Origin of the sequence: Novosphingobium sp. SG754, from assembly GCF_013149315.1 — a bacterium.
Lineage (GTDB): Bacteria > Pseudomonadota > Alphaproteobacteria > Sphingomonadales > Sphingomonadaceae > Novosphingobium > Novosphingobium capsulatum.
The window spans coordinates 145111-159661 of the sequence record NZ_JABGCC010000001.1; the positions used below are offsets into that span (position 1 = coordinate 145111).

The window sequence follows — 14551 nt, forward strand, 5'->3', positions numbered from 1 at the left end:
CGCACTACCCATAGGGGGTGTACTAAGTGGAGGACCACAGGGCTGGGCGGCACGCCGCTGCCGGGCGCGGCACCTTCGCACAGGAGGAACGAGTAATGCGCGATATCCTTTCGATGCTGCTGTCGGGGCTGCTGGTCGGCATCGCCGCCCGCTTTCTCTATCCCGGCGCAGTGGAGATTGGCCTTGCCCGCACGATCGCGCTGGGCATCGGCGGCGCGCTGGTGGCCGGCCTGGCATCGAGCCTGGCGGGACGCGGCAGCGTGAGCGAGGGGTTCAACCGCGCCGGTTGCCTCGCCTCGGTACTGGGCGCGATGCTGTTGATCTATCTGGGCCGCCACTTCTGGTAGTAGGGTCTTGATGGCGGGGCCGGGCAGGGGCCCGGCCGCCGGTCAGCCGGGCACCAGAATCGTCTCGCGCGCGGCGGGCTGCGCCTGGGGGAAATCCTGGTTGTAATGCAGTCCGCGGCTCTCGCGCCGCGCCCGCGCGCTCTGCACGATCAGGTCTGCGGCCTGGAGCAGGTTGCGCAACTCGATCAGATCGGCCGTGACGCGAACATTGCCATAGTATTCGTTGATCTCGCTCTGCAGCAGGGCAATGCGATGGGCGGCGCGCTCCAAGCGCTTGTTGGTGCGCACGATGCCCACGTAGTTCCACATGAACCGGCGCAGCTCGGTCCAGTTCTGCTTGATCACCACGTCTTCGTCGGAATCGGCCACGCGGCTTTCGTCCCAGCCGCGCACTTCGGGCGGGGGTGAAAACTCGTCCCAGCAATCGAGAATGTTGCGCGCGGCAGCGTCGCCGAACACGAAGCATTCGAGCAGGCTGTTCGATGCCAGGCGGTTGGCGCCATGGAGCCCGCTTTCCGAGCATTCGCCCACGGCATAGAGCCCGGTGAGATCGGTGCGCCCGGACAGGTCCACCAGCACGCCGCCGCAGGTATAGTGCTGCGCCGGCACCACCGGGATCGGCTCGCGCGTCATGTCGATGCCCAGACCCAGCAGCCGCTCATAGATATTGGGGAAGTGGCCGCGAACGAATTCGGGATCCTTGTGGCTGATGTCGAGGTGGACATAGTCCAGCCCCAGTCGCTTGATCTCGTGGTCGATGGCGCGGGCCACCACGTCGCGCGGGGCCAGTTCCTCGCGCGGGTCGAAGCGCGGCATGAAGCGCTCGCCACCGCCGGGGAAGCCGGGCGGGATCTTGAGGTGCCCACCTTCGCCGCGCACCGCCTCGGTGATCAGGAAGTTCTTGACCTCCAGATTGTAAAGGCAGGTGGGGTGGAACTGCATGAATTCCATGTTGGATACGCGGCAGCCCGCGCGCCAGGCCATGGCAATGCCATCACCAGTTGCCCCGCGCGGGGCCGTGCTGAACAGATAGGTGCGGCCCGCGCCGCCGGTCGCCAGGATCGTGGCGCGCGCGGTGAGGCATTCGACCTTGCCGCTGGCGGTGTTGAGGGCATAGCAGCCCCACACGCGGCGATCGCCCTTGGGGTGGGCGCGGTGCCGGTCGGTGACAAGGTCGATCGCCACCATGTCGGGCTTGAGCGTGATGTTGGGGTGCGCCATCGCCGCGCGGATCAGCGCCTGCTGAACGGCCGCGCCGGTGGCATCATCGACATGGACGATGCGGCGGTGCGAATGGCCGCCTTCGCGGGTCAGGTGCAGGCTGCCGGCCTCTTCGTTGAACGGCACGCCGATTTCGCCCAAGCGGGCAATCGCCTCGGGCGCATGCTCCACCACGTATTCCACGGTTTCCCGCCGGTTGAGGCCACATCCCGCGATCATCGTGTCGCGCACGTGATCCTCGAAAGTGTCACCTTCGTCGAGTACGGCGGCAATGCCACCCTGGGCCCACGCGGTTGACCCCCCGTCGAGTCGGCCCTTGGCCAGCACCATGACGCGGCAGCGTTCCGCCAGAACCAGCGCGGCGGTAAGCCCGGCTGCGCCCGAGCCGATGATGAGAACGTCGTGCCCGCTCATGGCTGGGCCGTGCGAGAAAGGGGGGGTCTTGATGCTCACGCGCGCCTCTTTGCCCGCGCGGGCCGGGTTTGGAAAGGGATTTGCCGCGCGGTGGCCCGTGCTGGCCGCAGGCCGGAACGGGAGATATATAACTTAAGATATAGATATCTTATAATTTCATTTCGTTTTCACCAGATGGAATGTTAAGAGTGCGCCATCTGAAAAGTGCCATCGGAGTCGGGCGAAAAATGGTATTCGGTCGTGTCCTGTGCTTGTTCAACCGCCATCGCCCACAGCGCGATAAAGTCACCTGGGATGGCTTCAACTACAATTCCGAATGTGTGCATTGCGGCAAGCGGATCTATCGTCGCCAGGGTGGTGGCTGGCGCGCCATGCGGGCGCCAGCGCTGGACGAAAAGGGTGCCGAGGCCCAGTAACAACGGGGTTTTTCCGACGAAAAAAAGGGGGCGCGGCCACAGTGGCTGCACCCCCTTTTTGCTGGGCGCACATGGCGCTGAAGCGGCGTCTCAGGCGCCGGCGGTCAGGCTCACAAACACGTCTTCCAGATCGGCTTCGCGGGTCGATACGTCGAGGATCTGCACGCCCATGGCCTGGACCAGGGCCATGACTTCACCCGCGTTGCTGCGATCCTTGTCATAGGTGATTTCCACCTGTCTTTCGTTAAGGGTCGCCTTGATGAAGGCGGGGTGCTGCGGCGCCTGTGCCAGCGGCTTGTCCAGCGTCAGCACCACGACCTTTTCCCGTGCCATGCCAACCAGTTCGCGCGTCGGCTTGTTGGTGATCAACCGACCGTGGTTGATGATCGCGATGCGGTCGCACAGCTGCTCGGCTTCTTCCAGGTAGTGCGTGGTCAAGACCACGGTCACGCCGCCGGCATTGAGTTCACCCACCAGTTCCCACAGCTGGCGGCGCAGCTCCACGTCCACCCCGGCGGTCGGTTCGTCCAGCACCAGCACGGGCGGGGTGTGGACCATCGCCTTGGCAATCAGCAGGCGGCGCTTCATGCCGCCCGACAGCGAGCGGGAATAGGCCTTGGCCTTGTCGGCCAGGTGCACCGCGCGCAGCAGTTCCATCGAGCGACGCAGATGCTTGGGCACGCCATAGAGGCCAGCCTGGATATCGAGCACTTCGATCGGCGTGAAGAACGGGTCGAACACGATTTCCTGCGGCACGATGCCGATCGCCGCCTTGGCATTGCGCCGATCGGCATCGATATCGTGGCCCCAGATTTCCACCGTGCCCGAGGTTTTCAGGACCAGGCCCGCCAGCGTGTTGATCAGCGTGGACTTGCCCGCGCCATTGGGGCCGAGCAGGCCGAAGATTTCCCCGCGCGGCACATCGAAGCTGACGCCTTCGAGCGCGAGCTTGGCCGGCGCCTTGCCCGTGGCGGCATAGCGCTTGACCAGGTCGCGGATGCGGATGGCGGGTTCGGCGGCGGTTTCGGGGATGGAGGCGGGGGCGTTCATGCCGCGCTTCCTGCCCCCAGTCGCGCGCAAGGTAAAGGCTTCAATGGGGCAAAACGGCAATTGTGCGGCGCGGTGGCATTTGCTAGGCGGCGGGGCATGATCCAGCCACCCGAAACGATCTTCACCGATGCCACCCGCGTCAGCTGCGACGGGTCGAGCGGCATCCGCACGACCGGCGCATTCAAGCCTTCCGCCCTTGGCCACCCGCGCGTGTGGCTCGAGATCGACGAGAAGGGCTATGTCGAATGCGGCTATTGCGACAAGCGCTTCGTGCTCAAGGGCGGCCCGGCCGACACGGGCGCCACGCAGGCCGCCTGAACCGGTGCTAACCGGTTGCGCCGCACCAATTGTGGCGCACCGGCAGGACGCCGCTGGCCAGCGGCCATGCGCGTGCCTATATCGGTAGGATGACGCTTTCTGCCGACACCCGCTCGCTGCTCTATCGCCCTGGCCTGCTCACCCCCGATGACGCGCAACGCCTGGTGCGCGGTGCGCTGGGCGCGTGCGATGATGGCGAGCTGTTCCTGCAATTCGTGGCCAGCGAAAGCTTTGGCTTTGACGACGGGCGGCTGAAGACGGCGGACTATTCGCGCGACGCCGGCTTTGGCCTGCGCGGCGTTTCGGGCGAGATGACCGGCTTTGCCCATGCCAACGAGGTTTCGGCCGCCGCGATCGCTCGGGCGGGCGAAACGCTCAAGCTGCTCGATCCGGCCAAGGGCCAGCCCGCGCCGCCACCGCGCAACAACAACCGCCATCTCTACACCGATGCCTCGCCCCTCGATGGCGTGCCGTTCGAGGCCAAGGTGCGCCTGCTCGAACAGATCGATGCCGCCGCCCGCGCCCGCGATCCGCGCGTGGTGCAGGTCTCTGCCTCGCTCTCCGGCTCATGGTCGGTGGTCGAGGTGGTGCGCGCCGATGGCTTTATCGCGCATGACGTGCGCCCGCTGGTGCGGCTCAACGTGTCTGTCGTGGTCGAAGAGCAGGGCCGCCGCGAAACCGGCTCGTTCGGGATCGGTGGGCGGCGGCTCTATGACGATCTGTTCCTGCCCGAGACCTGGAACCGCGGCATCGACCAGGCGCTGCACCAGGCGGTGACCAACCTTTCGGCCGTGGCCGCACCGGCGGGCGAGATGACCGTGCTGGTCGGCCCGGGCTGGCCCGGCGTGTTGCTGCACGAGGCGGTTGGCCATGGCCTGGAAGGCGATTTCAACCGCAAGGGCACCAGCGCCTTTTCCGGGCGAATCGGCCAGCGCGTGGCGGCGCCCGGCGTGACCGTGGTGGACGATGGCACGCTGCTCGGCCTGGGCGGGCAGGGCCGGCGCGGCTCGCTCTCGATCGACGATGAAGGCACGCCTACCCAGGAAAACGTGCTGATCGAGGATGGCATCCTCAAAGGCTATATCCAGGATCGGCTCAACGCCCGGCTGATGGGTGTGGCGCCGACCGGCAATGGCCGGCGCGAAAGCTATGCCCATGCGCCGATGCCGCGCATGACCAATACTTTCATGCGCGGCGGCAACGATGATCCGGCCGAACTGCTGTCGCGCGTCAAGGACGGCATCTTTGCCAAGTCGTTCGGTGGCGGCCAGGTGGATATCACCAGCGGCAAGTTCGTGTTTACCTGCACCGAGGCCTATCGCGTCAAGAACGGCAAGCTGGGCGATCCGATCAAGGGCGCCACGCTGATCGGCGATGGCCCCACCGTGCTGACGCGGGTGACCGGGATCGGCAACGATTTCGCGCTGGATGAAGGCGTCGGGGTGTGTGGCAAGGGTGGGCAGAGCGTGCCGGCCGGCGTGGGCCAGCCCACTGTGCTGGTCGATGGGCTGACGGTGGGGGGCACGGCCTGACGCCTGCATTTTTCAGGTGGAGTTCAGCGCCGGCATGGTATTCTGCCGGGCATAAGATCGAGACACGCAAGACCAAGAGGCGAATCATGATGAAGCAGGCAAAAATGCTGGCTCTTTCGCTCGCCGTGGGCAGCATGGCGCTGGCCGGAACCATGGCCGAAGCCAAGCCGCGGCTGACCCCGCAACAGGAACTGGACAAGCGCCTGGAAGGGCGCGTGCCGGGCAAGCCGGTGGATTGCATCTACATGCCCACCGTCGCCGGATCGCAGGTATTTGACAAGACCGCGATCGTCTATGATTCGGGCCGCACGCTCTATGTCCAGAAGCCGCGCACGGGCGCCGAATCGCTGCGCAGCGATGATATCCTGGTCACCCGGCTAACCGGTTCGGAACTCTGCGCGATCGACACCGTGCAACTGCGCGATCGCACCAGCGGTTTCTGGCGCGGGTTCGTCGGGCTCGACAAGTTCATTCCCTATACCAAGCCCGACAAAGTGGCGCAGGCGAACTGACGGATAGGCCAATCGATGGTGACGACGCCGCGTTTCTGGGCGCAGGATCTGCTGCATTTCTGGTTCCGTGCGTTGTCACCCCAGGCCCGCTTTGCCAACGATCCCGCAATCGACGCGGCGATCGCCGATCGTTTCGCGCCCTTGCTCGGCCCGATCGCAGCGCAGCCGCTCACCGAGCTGGCCAAGGATCGGGATACACTGCGCGCGGCGATCCTGCTGTTCGACCAGGTGCCGCGCAATGCCTTTCGCGATAGCGCCCAGGCCTTTGCCTATGACGATCTGGCCCTGGCGCTCACCCGCGTTGCCCTGCACCGGGGCTGGGACCGAGGGCTGGACCGCGATGCGCGGCAATTCCTGCTGATGCCCCTGATGCACAGCGAAGACCGCGTGGTGCAGCGCGAAAGCGTTGCCCGCTTCACCGCGCTGGGCAGCAGCTATATCCGCAGTTTTGCCGTGGCGCACGCGCGCATGGTCTGGCGCTTTGGCCGCTTTCCCCACCGCAACGCCGTGCTCGGCCGGGTGAGTTCGGCGGCGGAAAAGCGGGCCGTGGCAGCAGGCAACCATTGGTAGCAATTGCCGCGCTAGGCCATTATGCAGCCTGGCATGACGACGCTACGCCTTGCCACCCCCGCTGATGCCTTGCCGCTGGCCGACCTTGCCCGCCGCGCGATCTCGGCCAAGTTCGAGCATCTCTACAAGCCGGAAGACTTTGCCGCGTTCATGGAAGAGGCGCATAGCGACGCGGTAACGGCGCGGCAGATCGCCGATCCGGGCATGCGCATCGCCGTGATCGAGGATGAGGGGCGCCTGGTCGCGTTCTGCAAGCTGGTCCTCGATAGCACGCTGCCGCGCGACTACACGCACCCGCAAAAGCCCCTGGAGCTGAAGCAGCTTTATACCGATCCCGCGCACATCGGCGGCGGGCTGGGCCGGCAGCTGATGGATTGGGCGATGGCCACCGCGCGCGATCGCGGCGCTGACGAGATTCAGCTCACGGTCTATAGCGACAACCCCGATGCGCAGCGCTTTTACCATCGCTTTGGCTTTGAAAAGATTGCCGATATCGAATTTTGGGTGGGCAACCACTGTGACCCGGAATTTCTTTACGCCTGCAAGCTCTGAACACCCTTCATGCCGGGTGGCCATGGCGCGGGGCACGCGGTATAAGCCCGCAGCATGAGCGAGATCCGTCCCTGGCGCACCATCGTGCGCCGCCAGAGCCGCCAGATCATGGTGGGCAGCGTGCCGGTCGGGGGCGATGCCCCTATCACCGTCCAGACCATGACCAACACACCTACGGAAGATGCCGTGGCCACGATCGACCAGATCCGCCGCTGCGAGGATGCCGGCGCCGATCTTATCCGCGTGTCCTGCCCCGACGTGGCGAGCACGGCGGCGCTGGGCAAGATCGTGAAGGCATCGCGCATTCCGATCATCGCCGACATCCATTTCCACTACAAGCGCGCTCTCGAGGCGGCTGACGCGGGCGCTGCCTGCCTGCGCATCAACCCTGGCAATATCGGTTCGGCCGATCGCGTGGCCGAAGTGGTGCGCGCGGCCAAGGCCAATGGCTGCGCCATCCGCATCGGCGTCAATGGTGGCAGCCTGGAACGGCACCTGCTTGAAAAGTATGGCGAGCCGTGCCCGGAAGCGCTGGTCGAATCCGCGCTTGACCATATCAAGTTGCTGCAAGACCACGACTTCCACGAATACAAGGTGGCGGTGAAGGCCTCTGACGTGTTCCTGGCGGTATCGGCCTATATGGGCCTGGCTGAAGCAGTCGATTGTCCGCTGCACCTGGGGATCACCGAGGCCGGCGGCTTGATCGGCGGCACGGTCAAATCGGCGATCGGCATCGGCAATCTGCTGTGGGCCGGCATCGGCGACACCCTGCGCGTTTCGCTGTCGGCCGAGCCGGAAGAGGAAGTGCGCGTCGGCTTTGAAATCCTCAAGAGCCTGGGCCTGCGCACCCGCGGCGTGCGCGTGGTGTCGTGCCCCAGCTGCGCGCGCCAGGGCTTTGACGTGATCCGCACGGTCGAGGCGCTGGAAGCCCGGCTGCAGCACATCAAGACGCCGATCTCGCTGTCGGTGCTGGGCTGCGTGGTCAACGGCCCGGGCGAAGCGCGCGAAACCGATATCGGCCTGACCGGCGGCGGCAATGGCAAGCACATGGTCTATCTCTCGGGCGTGACCGATCACACCGTGCAGTCCGAAGAGATGCTCGATCATATCGTCGCCCTGGTCGAGGCCAAGGCGGCAGAGATGGAAGCGGCGGCCGATGCCGCAGCGGCCAAAGTGGGCGAGCCGGCGGAGTGAAGCCGTCCGTGGTGCTGTTGGCTGCGCCGCTGATCTTCGCGGCCGCGCCGGCCTTGGCGCAGGACGCGTTTCAGGCCGGGCTGGCGCGGTTCGAGCAGGGCGATGCCAGTGTGGATGCCCGCGCGCTGCGCTGGCAGAACCGTGTGCGCCTGGGCGGCACCGTGCCCGAATGGGACCAGGCGCAATCGGCTTGGGCCACGATCGAGCGTGATCCGGCGCGCAGCCTCGCCATGGCGCAGGCGCAACGCGCGATCGATCCGCTCAATCTCAATGCGCTCTATCTCGAAGAACAGGCCCTGCCACGCCTGGGCCGCGCCGATGAGGCGCGCCTGCGCCACGCCCAGATCCTGATCCTCCTGCGCGGCATCACCGGCGGCCAGGACGGCGCAACGCGCGAGCGCGCCTGGAACGTGGTGAGCGCGGCGGAAAAGGACACCGCGCTGGCGCTGCTCGGCTTTGCCGTGACCGGCGAGGAAACGCGGCGCGACGGCGGCCATGCCTATGCGGTGATCACCGCCACGCCACCGATGGGCGGGCAGCCGATGACGATCTGGATCGGCATTGACGCGCTGGTGGCTGCACCATGACCACTCTCGTGCGCCCGGCCACGCGCGCCGATCTGCCGCTGGTGGCGCAGCTTATTCGCGATCTGGCCGCCTATGAAAAGCTCTCGCATGCGGTGCGCTTTGACGAAGCGACGCTAGGCGAGCATCTGTTCGGCCCGCGCCCCATGGCCGAAGTGCTGGTGGCTGAGCAGGACGGCGTGGGGCAGGGCTTTGCCTTGTTCTTTCACAACTTTTCCACGTTCGAAGGCAAGCCGGGAATTTATCTGGAAGACCTTTACGTGCGGCCCGAGGCGCGCGGCGCCGGCTTGGGCAAGGCGCTGTTGCAGGCCTTGGCAAGGCTTGCCGTGGCGCGCGGGTGTGCGCGGCTGGAATGGTCGGTGCTCGATTGGAATGCGCCGTCGATCGCGTTCTACCGGTCACTGGGCGCACGCATGATGGACGAATGGCGGATCATGCGGGTAGACAGTGCTGCGTTGCAGCAACTGGGGGCTGTAAGCCAAGGTTGATCCGTGGTAACCTTGTTCAGCTTTCACCCATGAAAACCATGGCATGATCGGAATATGAAGCAGCATCTGGCAGACAAGACCGGCGCCGCAGCCGGCAGTGCGCGCGCCGAAGGCACGTCACGGCGCGGCCTGCTGCGCGGCATGGTGGCCGCCGGTGGTGCGCTTGCCGGCGTGGCCAGCGCACCGCGCGTGTTTGCCCAGGCCTGGTCGATGCCGCAGCAGCATCGCCGCGTACTGGAGGTGGCGGCCCAGCAGCGCGATCGCGTGGCCAATCTCTTGTGGCACACCGATGTGGTCGGCATTGCCGATTTCTCGCTGCCCTCTTCGCTGCCGCGCTTCCACTTTGCCGATCTGCAGGCTGGCCGGGTCGATTCGATCCTAGTGGCCCATGGCCGTGGCTCTGATCCCGAGCATGATGGCTTTCTCAAGTTCTTCTCGAACCAGATCAACAGCCTGGCGACCTCGCGCGGGGCATTCGTGACCAACGAATGGTATCGCGGCAAATATGGCAGCTCGATCCGTCTGACCGGGGTCGATCCCGATAACAACATGGCGCAGGACCGCGCGATCGTGGTGCACCCTGCGTGGTATGCCAACCCGGACATGCTGGCCAAATGGGGCAAGCTGGGGCGCAGCGATGGCTGCTTTGCCCTGCCCGAGGCGGATTTCACCCAGGCACTGTGGCGCCTGGCCGCCGGTCGGCTGATCTATGCTGATCGTCTCGGCCTGGCCTGAGGCGGCCCGACACTCCGTTCAGAAGTCGATCGCAATCCCGTTCTTTTCCCAATCGCCATAGCGGGTTGGGTCAAGGCCGTCAGGATCTTGCGTCGGCTCGGCCACGCGCGGGGGCGGGGCCGGCGCATCGGTCCAGTGGGCGGGCTTGGCAAACGGCGCAGGGCGCTGCGTCGCGCGCTGCCGGTTGGCGGGAAGCGGCTTGTCCATGCCAAGGCCATGCGCCTTTGCGCCCCCGCGCGCAATTGCCAAATGGGGCATAAGGCGCGATAGGCGCGAAGATGGCCCCTATCCGACAGACCGAAGAGACCCCCGGCGTGCCCGCGCGCCGCGCCGCGCTGCGCCTGCTTGATGCCGTGTTGCGCCGTGGCGACCCGCTGGACCAGGCGGCGCCCCCGGTGCTGCGCGCGATCGAGCGTGGCGATGACCGCGCGCTGGCCATGGCCATCGTGCAAGAGGCGCTGCGCTGGCTGCCCGATCTCGATGCCCTGATCGACAGCGCCACGCAGACCGTGCTGCCCGACGATGCCAAGGCGCGCGCCGTGCTGCAACTGATGCTGGCGCAGGCGCTGCGCCTGGGCCTGCCGCCGCATGCGGTGATCGCCACGGGCCTGCCGCTGCTGATGGGCGGTCCGCGCCGCCTGGCCCATGGCGTGTTTTCCGCGCTGCTCAAGCGTGGAGCGGCGCTGCCCGATGCGCCCACCCTGCCGGCGGCTGTTGCCGCGCGCTGGGATCAGGCCTGGCCCGGCCGTACCGCCGCGATCGCCGCCGGCATCTCCACCCCGCCGCCGCTCGATCTCAGCCTGCGCGACGCAGGCGAAACCGCGCGTTGGGTGGAGGAACTGGGCGGGCTATCGCTGTTGCCCGGCCATGTTCGCCTGCCGCGCGGCCAGGCGGTGGAGAGCCTGCGCGGTTTTCCCGAGGGCGCATGGTGGGTGCAGGACCTGGCGGCGAGCCTGCCGGCGCGCCTGCTCGGCGCGGGCGAGGGGCGGCGCGTGCTCGATCTCTGTGCCGCGCCTGGCGGCAAGACCATGCAACTGGCCGCCGCCGGCTGGACCGTCACCGCGCTCGACAAGTCGGCGCGCCGGCTGGAGCGGCTGTCGGCCAACCTGGCGCGCACCAGCCTGACGGCCACGGTGGTGCAGGCCGATGCGCTGAAATGGCAGCCCGATGAACCGTTCGATGCCGTGCTGCTCGATGCGCCGTGCAGCGCCACCGGCACCTGCCGACGCCATCCCGATGTGCTGCACCGCCTAGCCGCGATGGACGAGTTGACCGCGTTGCAGGCCCAGATGCTGGCACGCAGCGCTGCCTGGCTGCGGCCGGGCGGCACGCTGGTCTATGCCACCTGCTCGCTCGAACCGGCCGAGGGCGAAGCGCAGGCCGCCGCTTTTGCCGGTCTCGATCCGGCGCCGATCCAGGACGGCGAATTGCCCGCCGGCATCGTGCCCACGCCGCAAGGGTGGCTGCGCAGCGACCCTGGCATGCTGGCGCAAGAGGGCGGCATCGACGGGTTCTTTGCCGCGCGCTGGCGCCAAGGGTGATGCAAATGGCCGGCAATTCATTTTGCCGGCGCGGTTTTTGTGGCTAAGCCGGCGCCATGTCTGCCGGCCACCATCACGATCACCACCACGCCCATGCTCATGACCATGGCCACGACCATGGCCACCATCATGGCCCGGGGCACAGCCATGCGCCGGCCAGCTTCGGCCGCGCCTTTGCCCTGGGCATCGCGCTCAACACCGCGTTCGTGGTGGTCGAGGGTGGTTATGGCATCGTCAGTGGCTCGATGGCGCTGGTTGCCGATGCCGGGCACAACCTGTCCGACGTGCTCAGCCTATTCATGGCCTGGGGCGCCAGCGTGCTCTCGGCGCGGCCGCCGCAGGGCCGCTTCACTTATGGCTTCAAGTCCAGCTCGATCCTGGCCGCGCTTGGCAACGCCGCGCTGCTGCTGGTGGCGCTGGGTGCGATCCTGGTGGAAAGCGTGCGCCGCCTGATGGAGCCAGAGGCCGTGTCGCCCGGCCCGGTGATGATCGTGGCGGCGATCGGCATCGTCATCAACACGTTCACCGCCCTGCTGTTCATGCGCGGCAGCAAGCACGACATCAACTTGCGCGGCGCCTATCTGCACATGGCCGCCGATGCGGCGGTTTCAGCAGGCGTCGTGCTCGCCGGCCTCGCCATGGCGATGACCGGGTGGACTTGGATCGACCCGCTGACCAGTCTGGTCATCGTGGTGGTGATTGCCGTGGGCACCTGGGGCCTGGCGCGCGACTCGCTCAAGCTGGGGCTTCAGGCCGTGCCCCCGGGGATCGATCCGAACAAGGTCAGTGCCGCGCTGGCCGCCATGCCGGGCGTGGCGCGGGTGCACGATCTGCACATCTGGCCGATGAGCACCACCGAAACCGCACTGACCGCGCACCTGATCATGCCGCAGGGCCACCCGGGCGACGCATTCCTGGCCCATGTGGCACACGATCTGGAGCATGATTTCGGCATCGGCCATACCACGATCCAGGTCGAAACCGACGATTGCGGCGGTTGCTCGCTGGAGGTTTAAGGGTTTGGCGGGGTTACCGGGATTGGTGGCTGGCTGTTGTTGGAGCGGTGATCGCAGACTGAGCGCGCGTTATCAAGCTGGACCCCGGACTTGATCCGCGGTCCAGCTGTTCTGCTTGTGCAAAATGCGAGAACGCCCGCACATGGGCGATTTTTGTTCGCGCAGAGGCGCTGAGGCGCAGAGATTCCATTCTCTCTGCGCCTCAGCGCCTCTGCGCGAAACATCTTCCTAAGGCGTCGCTGATGCCGCGTCGGCCGGCACGGTAGCATCGACCAACGGCGGCGGGGCCGGGCGGCTGTCGAGCATGGTGGCGGCTTCATCGAGCGCGCGGGCTTCGCCGCGGGTGACGCCGCCGGGGCCGGGGTCGCTATCCTGCTGGCAGGCCGCCAGTGGCAGCACGAGGGCTAGGGCCAGAAATGCGCGCATGGTCAGATGAGGGGCAGGCTGGCGCGAAGAGTGCGAGGCACAGCTTCGCGCCATGGGCCTGTTACATCTTGGGGTTGCTGTTGGCGCCACCGTTCGCGCTGGCGTCGCCCGCTTCGGCTGCCGCAGCGGCTGCCTTGGCGGCATCGGCTGCGGCGGCGGCATTGTCGGCGGCGCTGCGGGCGGCGTCTTCGGCGGTTTGCGCGGCCGCGCTGGGATCGGCGGCGGGGGCATCGACCGGGGCCGGGGCGGCAGCCGAGACATCGGTTGCGGGCAGTTCGTCGGCCGGCATTTCCACGTTGTCGGGCGAGGCTTCCGTCGAGGCATCGTCCGAGCGGCCGCAGGCGGAGAGCGACAGCGCGGCGGCGACCAGGGCGACGCCAGCAATGGCCGTCGGGAAGAGCTTCTTCATCGTGGGGGCTTCCTTGTTCGTTCCTGTCGGCGCATGGCCGAACCTTGCCCTATGGGTATTACCGGCGCGCCAGTGTCAAGCCAATGGCAAACTTGGCTGGGCATCCTTGGCGGATCAGCGCCGTTCGTAAGGCTTGCTTACGGATATAAAGAACTCTTTATATGGATTGACCGATATAAAGGTTGCTTTATATGCCACTGCTCATGAACCTGCTCGAATCCTTGCGCGCTCTGGCTGATCCCACGCGCCTGCGTATCATGCGCCTCTTGGCCAGCATGGAGCTGGCCGTGGGTGAACTCGCGCAGGTCTTGGGGCAAAGCCAGCCCCGCGTTTCGCGCCATGTAAAAATCCTGTGCGATGCGGGCCTCGCTGAACGGCGGCGCGAGGGTGGCTGGGTGTTCCTGCGCGCGGCGATTGCCGAAGAAACCGCGCGACGCGGGGCGCCCTCGGCACTCGGCACGGCGCTGGCCCGCGTGCTCGCCGCGGCCGAGGCGGAGGACGCTGATTTCGCCCGCGAAGTGCGCGAGGATCGCCATCATCTCGACGCGATCCGCGCCACGCGCGAGGCGAGCGCGGCCGAATATTTTGCCCGCCATGCCGCCGATTGGGACCAGTTGCGCAGCCTGCACATCGCCGATGGCCCGGTGGAGGCCGCGCTGATCGGCTTGCTCGATGCGGCTGGCGCGGGTCAGCCGCTCGGCCACCTGCTCGACGTTGGCACCGGCACCGGCCGCATGGCGCAATTGCTCGCGCCGCGTGCCAGCCACGTCACCGCGCTCGACAAGAGCCCGGAAATGCTGCGCCTGGCGCGCACGCGCCTGCAGGGCCTGCCCGCCGGGCAGGTCGATCTGGTGCAGGGGGATTTCCTGTCGCTGCCGTTTGCCGATGGCGGGTTTGACACGGTGCTGTTCCACCAGGTGCTGCACTATGCCCTGGCGCCCGAGGCCGTGCTGGCCGAGGCCGCGCGCGTTACCGCCCCGGGCGGGCGCATTGCCGTGGTCGATTTCGCCGCGCACGATCGCGAGGAATTGCGCCTGGCCCATGCCCACGCCCGTCTAGGCTTTTCCGATGCGCAGATGGCCAAGCTGCTGGGCGATGCCGGGTTTACCCCGCTCGCCGAACAGGCGCTGGCCGGGCACGAACTGATCGTCAAGCTGTGGACCGCCCGGCGCCGCGATCCCGCTGCCGCTGCCGTTCCTCCTGCTTCCGCCTTTACCAAGAGCTGA

General features: G+C 66.9%; 19 protein-coding genes. 14 read left to right on the forward strand and 5 right to left on the reverse strand.

Annotated features, from left to right (window positions below):
• The first annotated feature begins 95 nt into the window (after positions 1-95).
• The gene (locus tag FHW97_RS00715; protein WP_022678136.1) at positions 96-347 is read left to right on the forward strand and encodes a GlsB/YeaQ/YmgE family stress response membrane protein; all 252 of its coding nucleotides are present in this window, start codon (positions 96-98) and stop codon (positions 345-347) included.
• 42 nt (positions 348-389) lie between these two features.
• Here the strand turns inward: FHW97_RS00715 and nadB are convergent, their stop codons facing one another.
• Positions 390-1982: an L-aspartate oxidase gene (gene nadB / locus FHW97_RS00720; protein WP_022678137.1), complete on the reverse strand. Its 1593-nt coding sequence runs from the start codon at positions 1980-1982 to the stop codon at positions 390-392.
• A gap of 188 nt (positions 1983-2170) precedes the next feature.
• Between nadB and FHW97_RS00725 the strand changes: the two genes are divergently transcribed.
• Complete coding sequence (locus FHW97_RS00725) at positions 2171-2398, forward strand: hypothetical protein (protein ID WP_171797749.1); 228 nt, start codon at positions 2171-2173, stop codon at positions 2396-2398.
• Between the two features lie 90 nt (positions 2399-2488).
• Here the strand turns inward: FHW97_RS00725 and FHW97_RS00730 are convergent, their stop codons facing one another.
• Positions 2489-3448: an ABC transporter ATP-binding protein gene (locus FHW97_RS00730; RefSeq protein ID WP_054132697.1), complete on the reverse strand. Its 960-nt coding sequence runs from the start codon at positions 3446-3448 to the stop codon at positions 2489-2491.
• Between the two features lie 96 nt (positions 3449-3544).
• On the opposite strand from FHW97_RS00730, the gene FHW97_RS00735 reads away from it, so the two are divergent.
• From FHW97_RS00735 to FHW97_RS00775, 9 genes are all read left to right on the forward strand, one after another.
• The gene (locus tag FHW97_RS00735) at positions 3545-3766 is read left to right on the forward strand and encodes a zinc-finger domain-containing protein (protein WP_022678140.1); all 222 of its coding nucleotides are present in this window, start codon (positions 3545-3547) and stop codon (positions 3764-3766) included.
• A gap of 89 nt (positions 3767-3855) precedes the next feature.
• Complete coding sequence (gene tldD / locus FHW97_RS00740; protein ID WP_169041694.1) at positions 3856-5298, forward strand: metalloprotease TldD; 1443 nt, start codon at positions 3856-3858, stop codon at positions 5296-5298.
• An 89-nt stretch (positions 5299-5387) separates the two neighbouring features.
• On the forward strand, positions 5388-5810 hold the full coding sequence (locus FHW97_RS00745; protein WP_022678142.1) for a hypothetical protein: 423 nt from the start codon (positions 5388-5390) through the stop codon (positions 5808-5810).
• Between the two features lie 15 nt (positions 5811-5825).
• The gene (locus FHW97_RS00750) at positions 5826-6380 is read left to right on the forward strand and encodes a DUF924 family protein (protein WP_022678143.1); all 555 of its coding nucleotides are present in this window, start codon (positions 5826-5828) and stop codon (positions 6378-6380) included.
• 33 nt (positions 6381-6413) lie between these two features.
• A complete protein-coding gene (locus tag FHW97_RS00755; protein ID WP_169041696.1) occupies positions 6414-6932 on the forward strand; it encodes a GNAT family N-acetyltransferase in 519 nt (172 codons plus the stop codon).
• Positions 6933-6986: 54 nt separating this feature from the next.
• Entirely contained in the window at positions 6987-8126 is a 1140-nt protein-coding gene (gene ispG, locus FHW97_RS00760; protein WP_062786895.1) for a flavodoxin-dependent (E)-4-hydroxy-3-methylbut-2-enyl-diphosphate synthase, read from the forward strand.
• The gene (locus FHW97_RS00765; protein WP_169041697.1) at positions 8123-8713 is read left to right on the forward strand and encodes a hypothetical protein; all 591 of its coding nucleotides are present in this window, start codon (positions 8123-8125) and stop codon (positions 8711-8713) included. The genes ispG and FHW97_RS00765 overlap by 4 nt, the downstream gene beginning before the upstream one ends.
• A complete protein-coding gene (locus FHW97_RS00770; protein WP_169041698.1) occupies positions 8710-9198 on the forward strand; it encodes a GNAT family N-acetyltransferase in 489 nt (162 codons plus the stop codon). Before FHW97_RS00765 ends, FHW97_RS00770 begins: the two co-directional genes overlap by 4 nt.
• A 54-nt stretch (positions 9199-9252) precedes the next feature.
• Positions 9253-9933, forward strand: coding sequence for a murein L,D-transpeptidase catalytic domain-containing protein (locus FHW97_RS00775; RefSeq protein ID WP_253941504.1), 681 nt, complete (start codon positions 9253-9255; stop codon positions 9931-9933).
• Positions 9934-9951: 18 nt separating this feature from the next.
• Here FHW97_RS00775 and FHW97_RS00780 read toward each other — a convergent pair whose 3' ends face one another.
• The gene (locus tag FHW97_RS00780) at positions 9952-10140 is read right to left on the reverse strand and encodes a DUF1674 domain-containing protein (RefSeq protein ID WP_028658353.1); all 189 of its coding nucleotides are present in this window, start codon (positions 10138-10140) and stop codon (positions 9952-9954) included.
• A gap of 71 nt (positions 10141-10211) precedes the next feature.
• Between FHW97_RS00780 and FHW97_RS00785 the strand changes: the two genes are divergently transcribed.
• Together FHW97_RS00785 and FHW97_RS00790 are read left to right on the forward strand one after the other, a co-directional pair.
• On the forward strand, positions 10212-11474 hold the full coding sequence (locus FHW97_RS00785) for an RsmB/NOP family class I SAM-dependent RNA methyltransferase (protein ID WP_171797750.1): 1263 nt from the start codon (positions 10212-10214) through the stop codon (positions 11472-11474).
• A gap of 56 nt (positions 11475-11530) precedes the next feature.
• The gene (locus FHW97_RS00790; protein WP_062786881.1) at positions 11531-12490 is read left to right on the forward strand and encodes a cation diffusion facilitator family transporter; all 960 of its coding nucleotides are present in this window, start codon (positions 11531-11533) and stop codon (positions 12488-12490) included.
• 228 nt (positions 12491-12718) lie between these two features.
• Here the strand turns inward: FHW97_RS00790 and FHW97_RS00795 are convergent, their stop codons facing one another.
• On the reverse strand, positions 12719-12916 hold the full coding sequence (locus FHW97_RS00795) for a hypothetical protein (RefSeq protein ID WP_169041700.1): 198 nt from the start codon (positions 12914-12916) through the stop codon (positions 12719-12721).
• 61 nt (positions 12917-12977) lie between these two features.
• On the reverse strand, positions 12978-13325 hold the full coding sequence (locus FHW97_RS00800; RefSeq protein ID WP_169041701.1) for a hypothetical protein: 348 nt from the start codon (positions 13323-13325) through the stop codon (positions 12978-12980).
• Positions 13326-13516: 191 nt separating this feature from the next.
• Between FHW97_RS00800 and FHW97_RS00805 the strand changes: the two genes are divergently transcribed.
• Positions 13517-14551, forward strand: coding sequence for a metalloregulator ArsR/SmtB family transcription factor (locus FHW97_RS00805; protein WP_169041702.1), 1035 nt, complete (start codon positions 13517-13519; stop codon positions 14549-14551).

Bases quoted from the DNA above. Each gene is read 5' to 3' on its own strand.
- FHW97_RS00715 (WP_022678136.1), top strand. From the start codon at position 96: ATGCGCGATATCCTTTCGATGCTGCTGTCGGGGCTGCTGGTCGGCATC.
- nadB (WP_022678137.1), bottom strand. From the start codon at position 1,982: ATGAGCGGGCACGACGTTCTCATCATCGGCTCGGGCGCAGCCGGGCTT.
- FHW97_RS00730 (WP_054132697.1), bottom strand. From the start codon at position 3,448: ATGAACGCCCCCGCCTCCATCCCCGAAACCGCCGCCGAACCCGCCATC.
- FHW97_RS00735 (WP_022678140.1), top strand. From the start codon at position 3,545: ATGATCCAGCCACCCGAAACGATCTTCACCGATGCCACCCGCGTCAGC.
- tldD (WP_169041694.1), top strand. From the start codon at position 3,856: ATGACGCTTTCTGCCGACACCCGCTCGCTGCTCTATCGCCCTGGCCTG.
- FHW97_RS00745 (WP_022678142.1), top strand. From the start codon at position 5,388: ATGAAGCAGGCAAAAATGCTGGCTCTTTCGCTCGCCGTGGGCAGCATG.
- FHW97_RS00750 (WP_022678143.1), top strand. From the start codon at position 5,826: ATGGTGACGACGCCGCGTTTCTGGGCGCAGGATCTGCTGCATTTCTGG.
- FHW97_RS00755 (WP_169041696.1), top strand. From the start codon at position 6,414: ATGACGACGCTACGCCTTGCCACCCCCGCTGATGCCTTGCCGCTGGCC.
- ispG (WP_062786895.1), top strand. From the start codon at position 6,987: ATGAGCGAGATCCGTCCCTGGCGCACCATCGTGCGCCGCCAGAGCCGC.
- FHW97_RS00770 (WP_169041698.1), top strand. From the start codon at position 8,710: ATGACCACTCTCGTGCGCCCGGCCACGCGCGCCGATCTGCCGCTGGTG.
- FHW97_RS00775 (WP_253941504.1), top strand. From the start codon at position 9,253: ATGAAGCAGCATCTGGCAGACAAGACCGGCGCCGCAGCCGGCAGTGCG.
- FHW97_RS00780 (WP_028658353.1), bottom strand. From the start codon at position 10,140: ATGGACAAGCCGCTTCCCGCCAACCGGCAGCGCGCGACGCAGCGCCCT.
- FHW97_RS00785 (WP_171797750.1), top strand. From the start codon at position 10,212: ATGGCCCCTATCCGACAGACCGAAGAGACCCCCGGCGTGCCCGCGCGC.
- FHW97_RS00790 (WP_062786881.1), top strand. From the start codon at position 11,531: ATGTCTGCCGGCCACCATCACGATCACCACCACGCCCATGCTCATGAC.
- FHW97_RS00795 (WP_169041700.1), bottom strand. From the start codon at position 12,916: ATGCGCGCATTTCTGGCCCTAGCCCTCGTGCTGCCACTGGCGGCCTGC.
- FHW97_RS00800 (WP_169041701.1), bottom strand. From the start codon at position 13,325: ATGAAGAAGCTCTTCCCGACGGCCATTGCTGGCGTCGCCCTGGTCGCC.
- FHW97_RS00805 (WP_169041702.1), top strand. From the start codon at position 13,517: ATGCCACTGCTCATGAACCTGCTCGAATCCTTGCGCGCTCTGGCTGAT.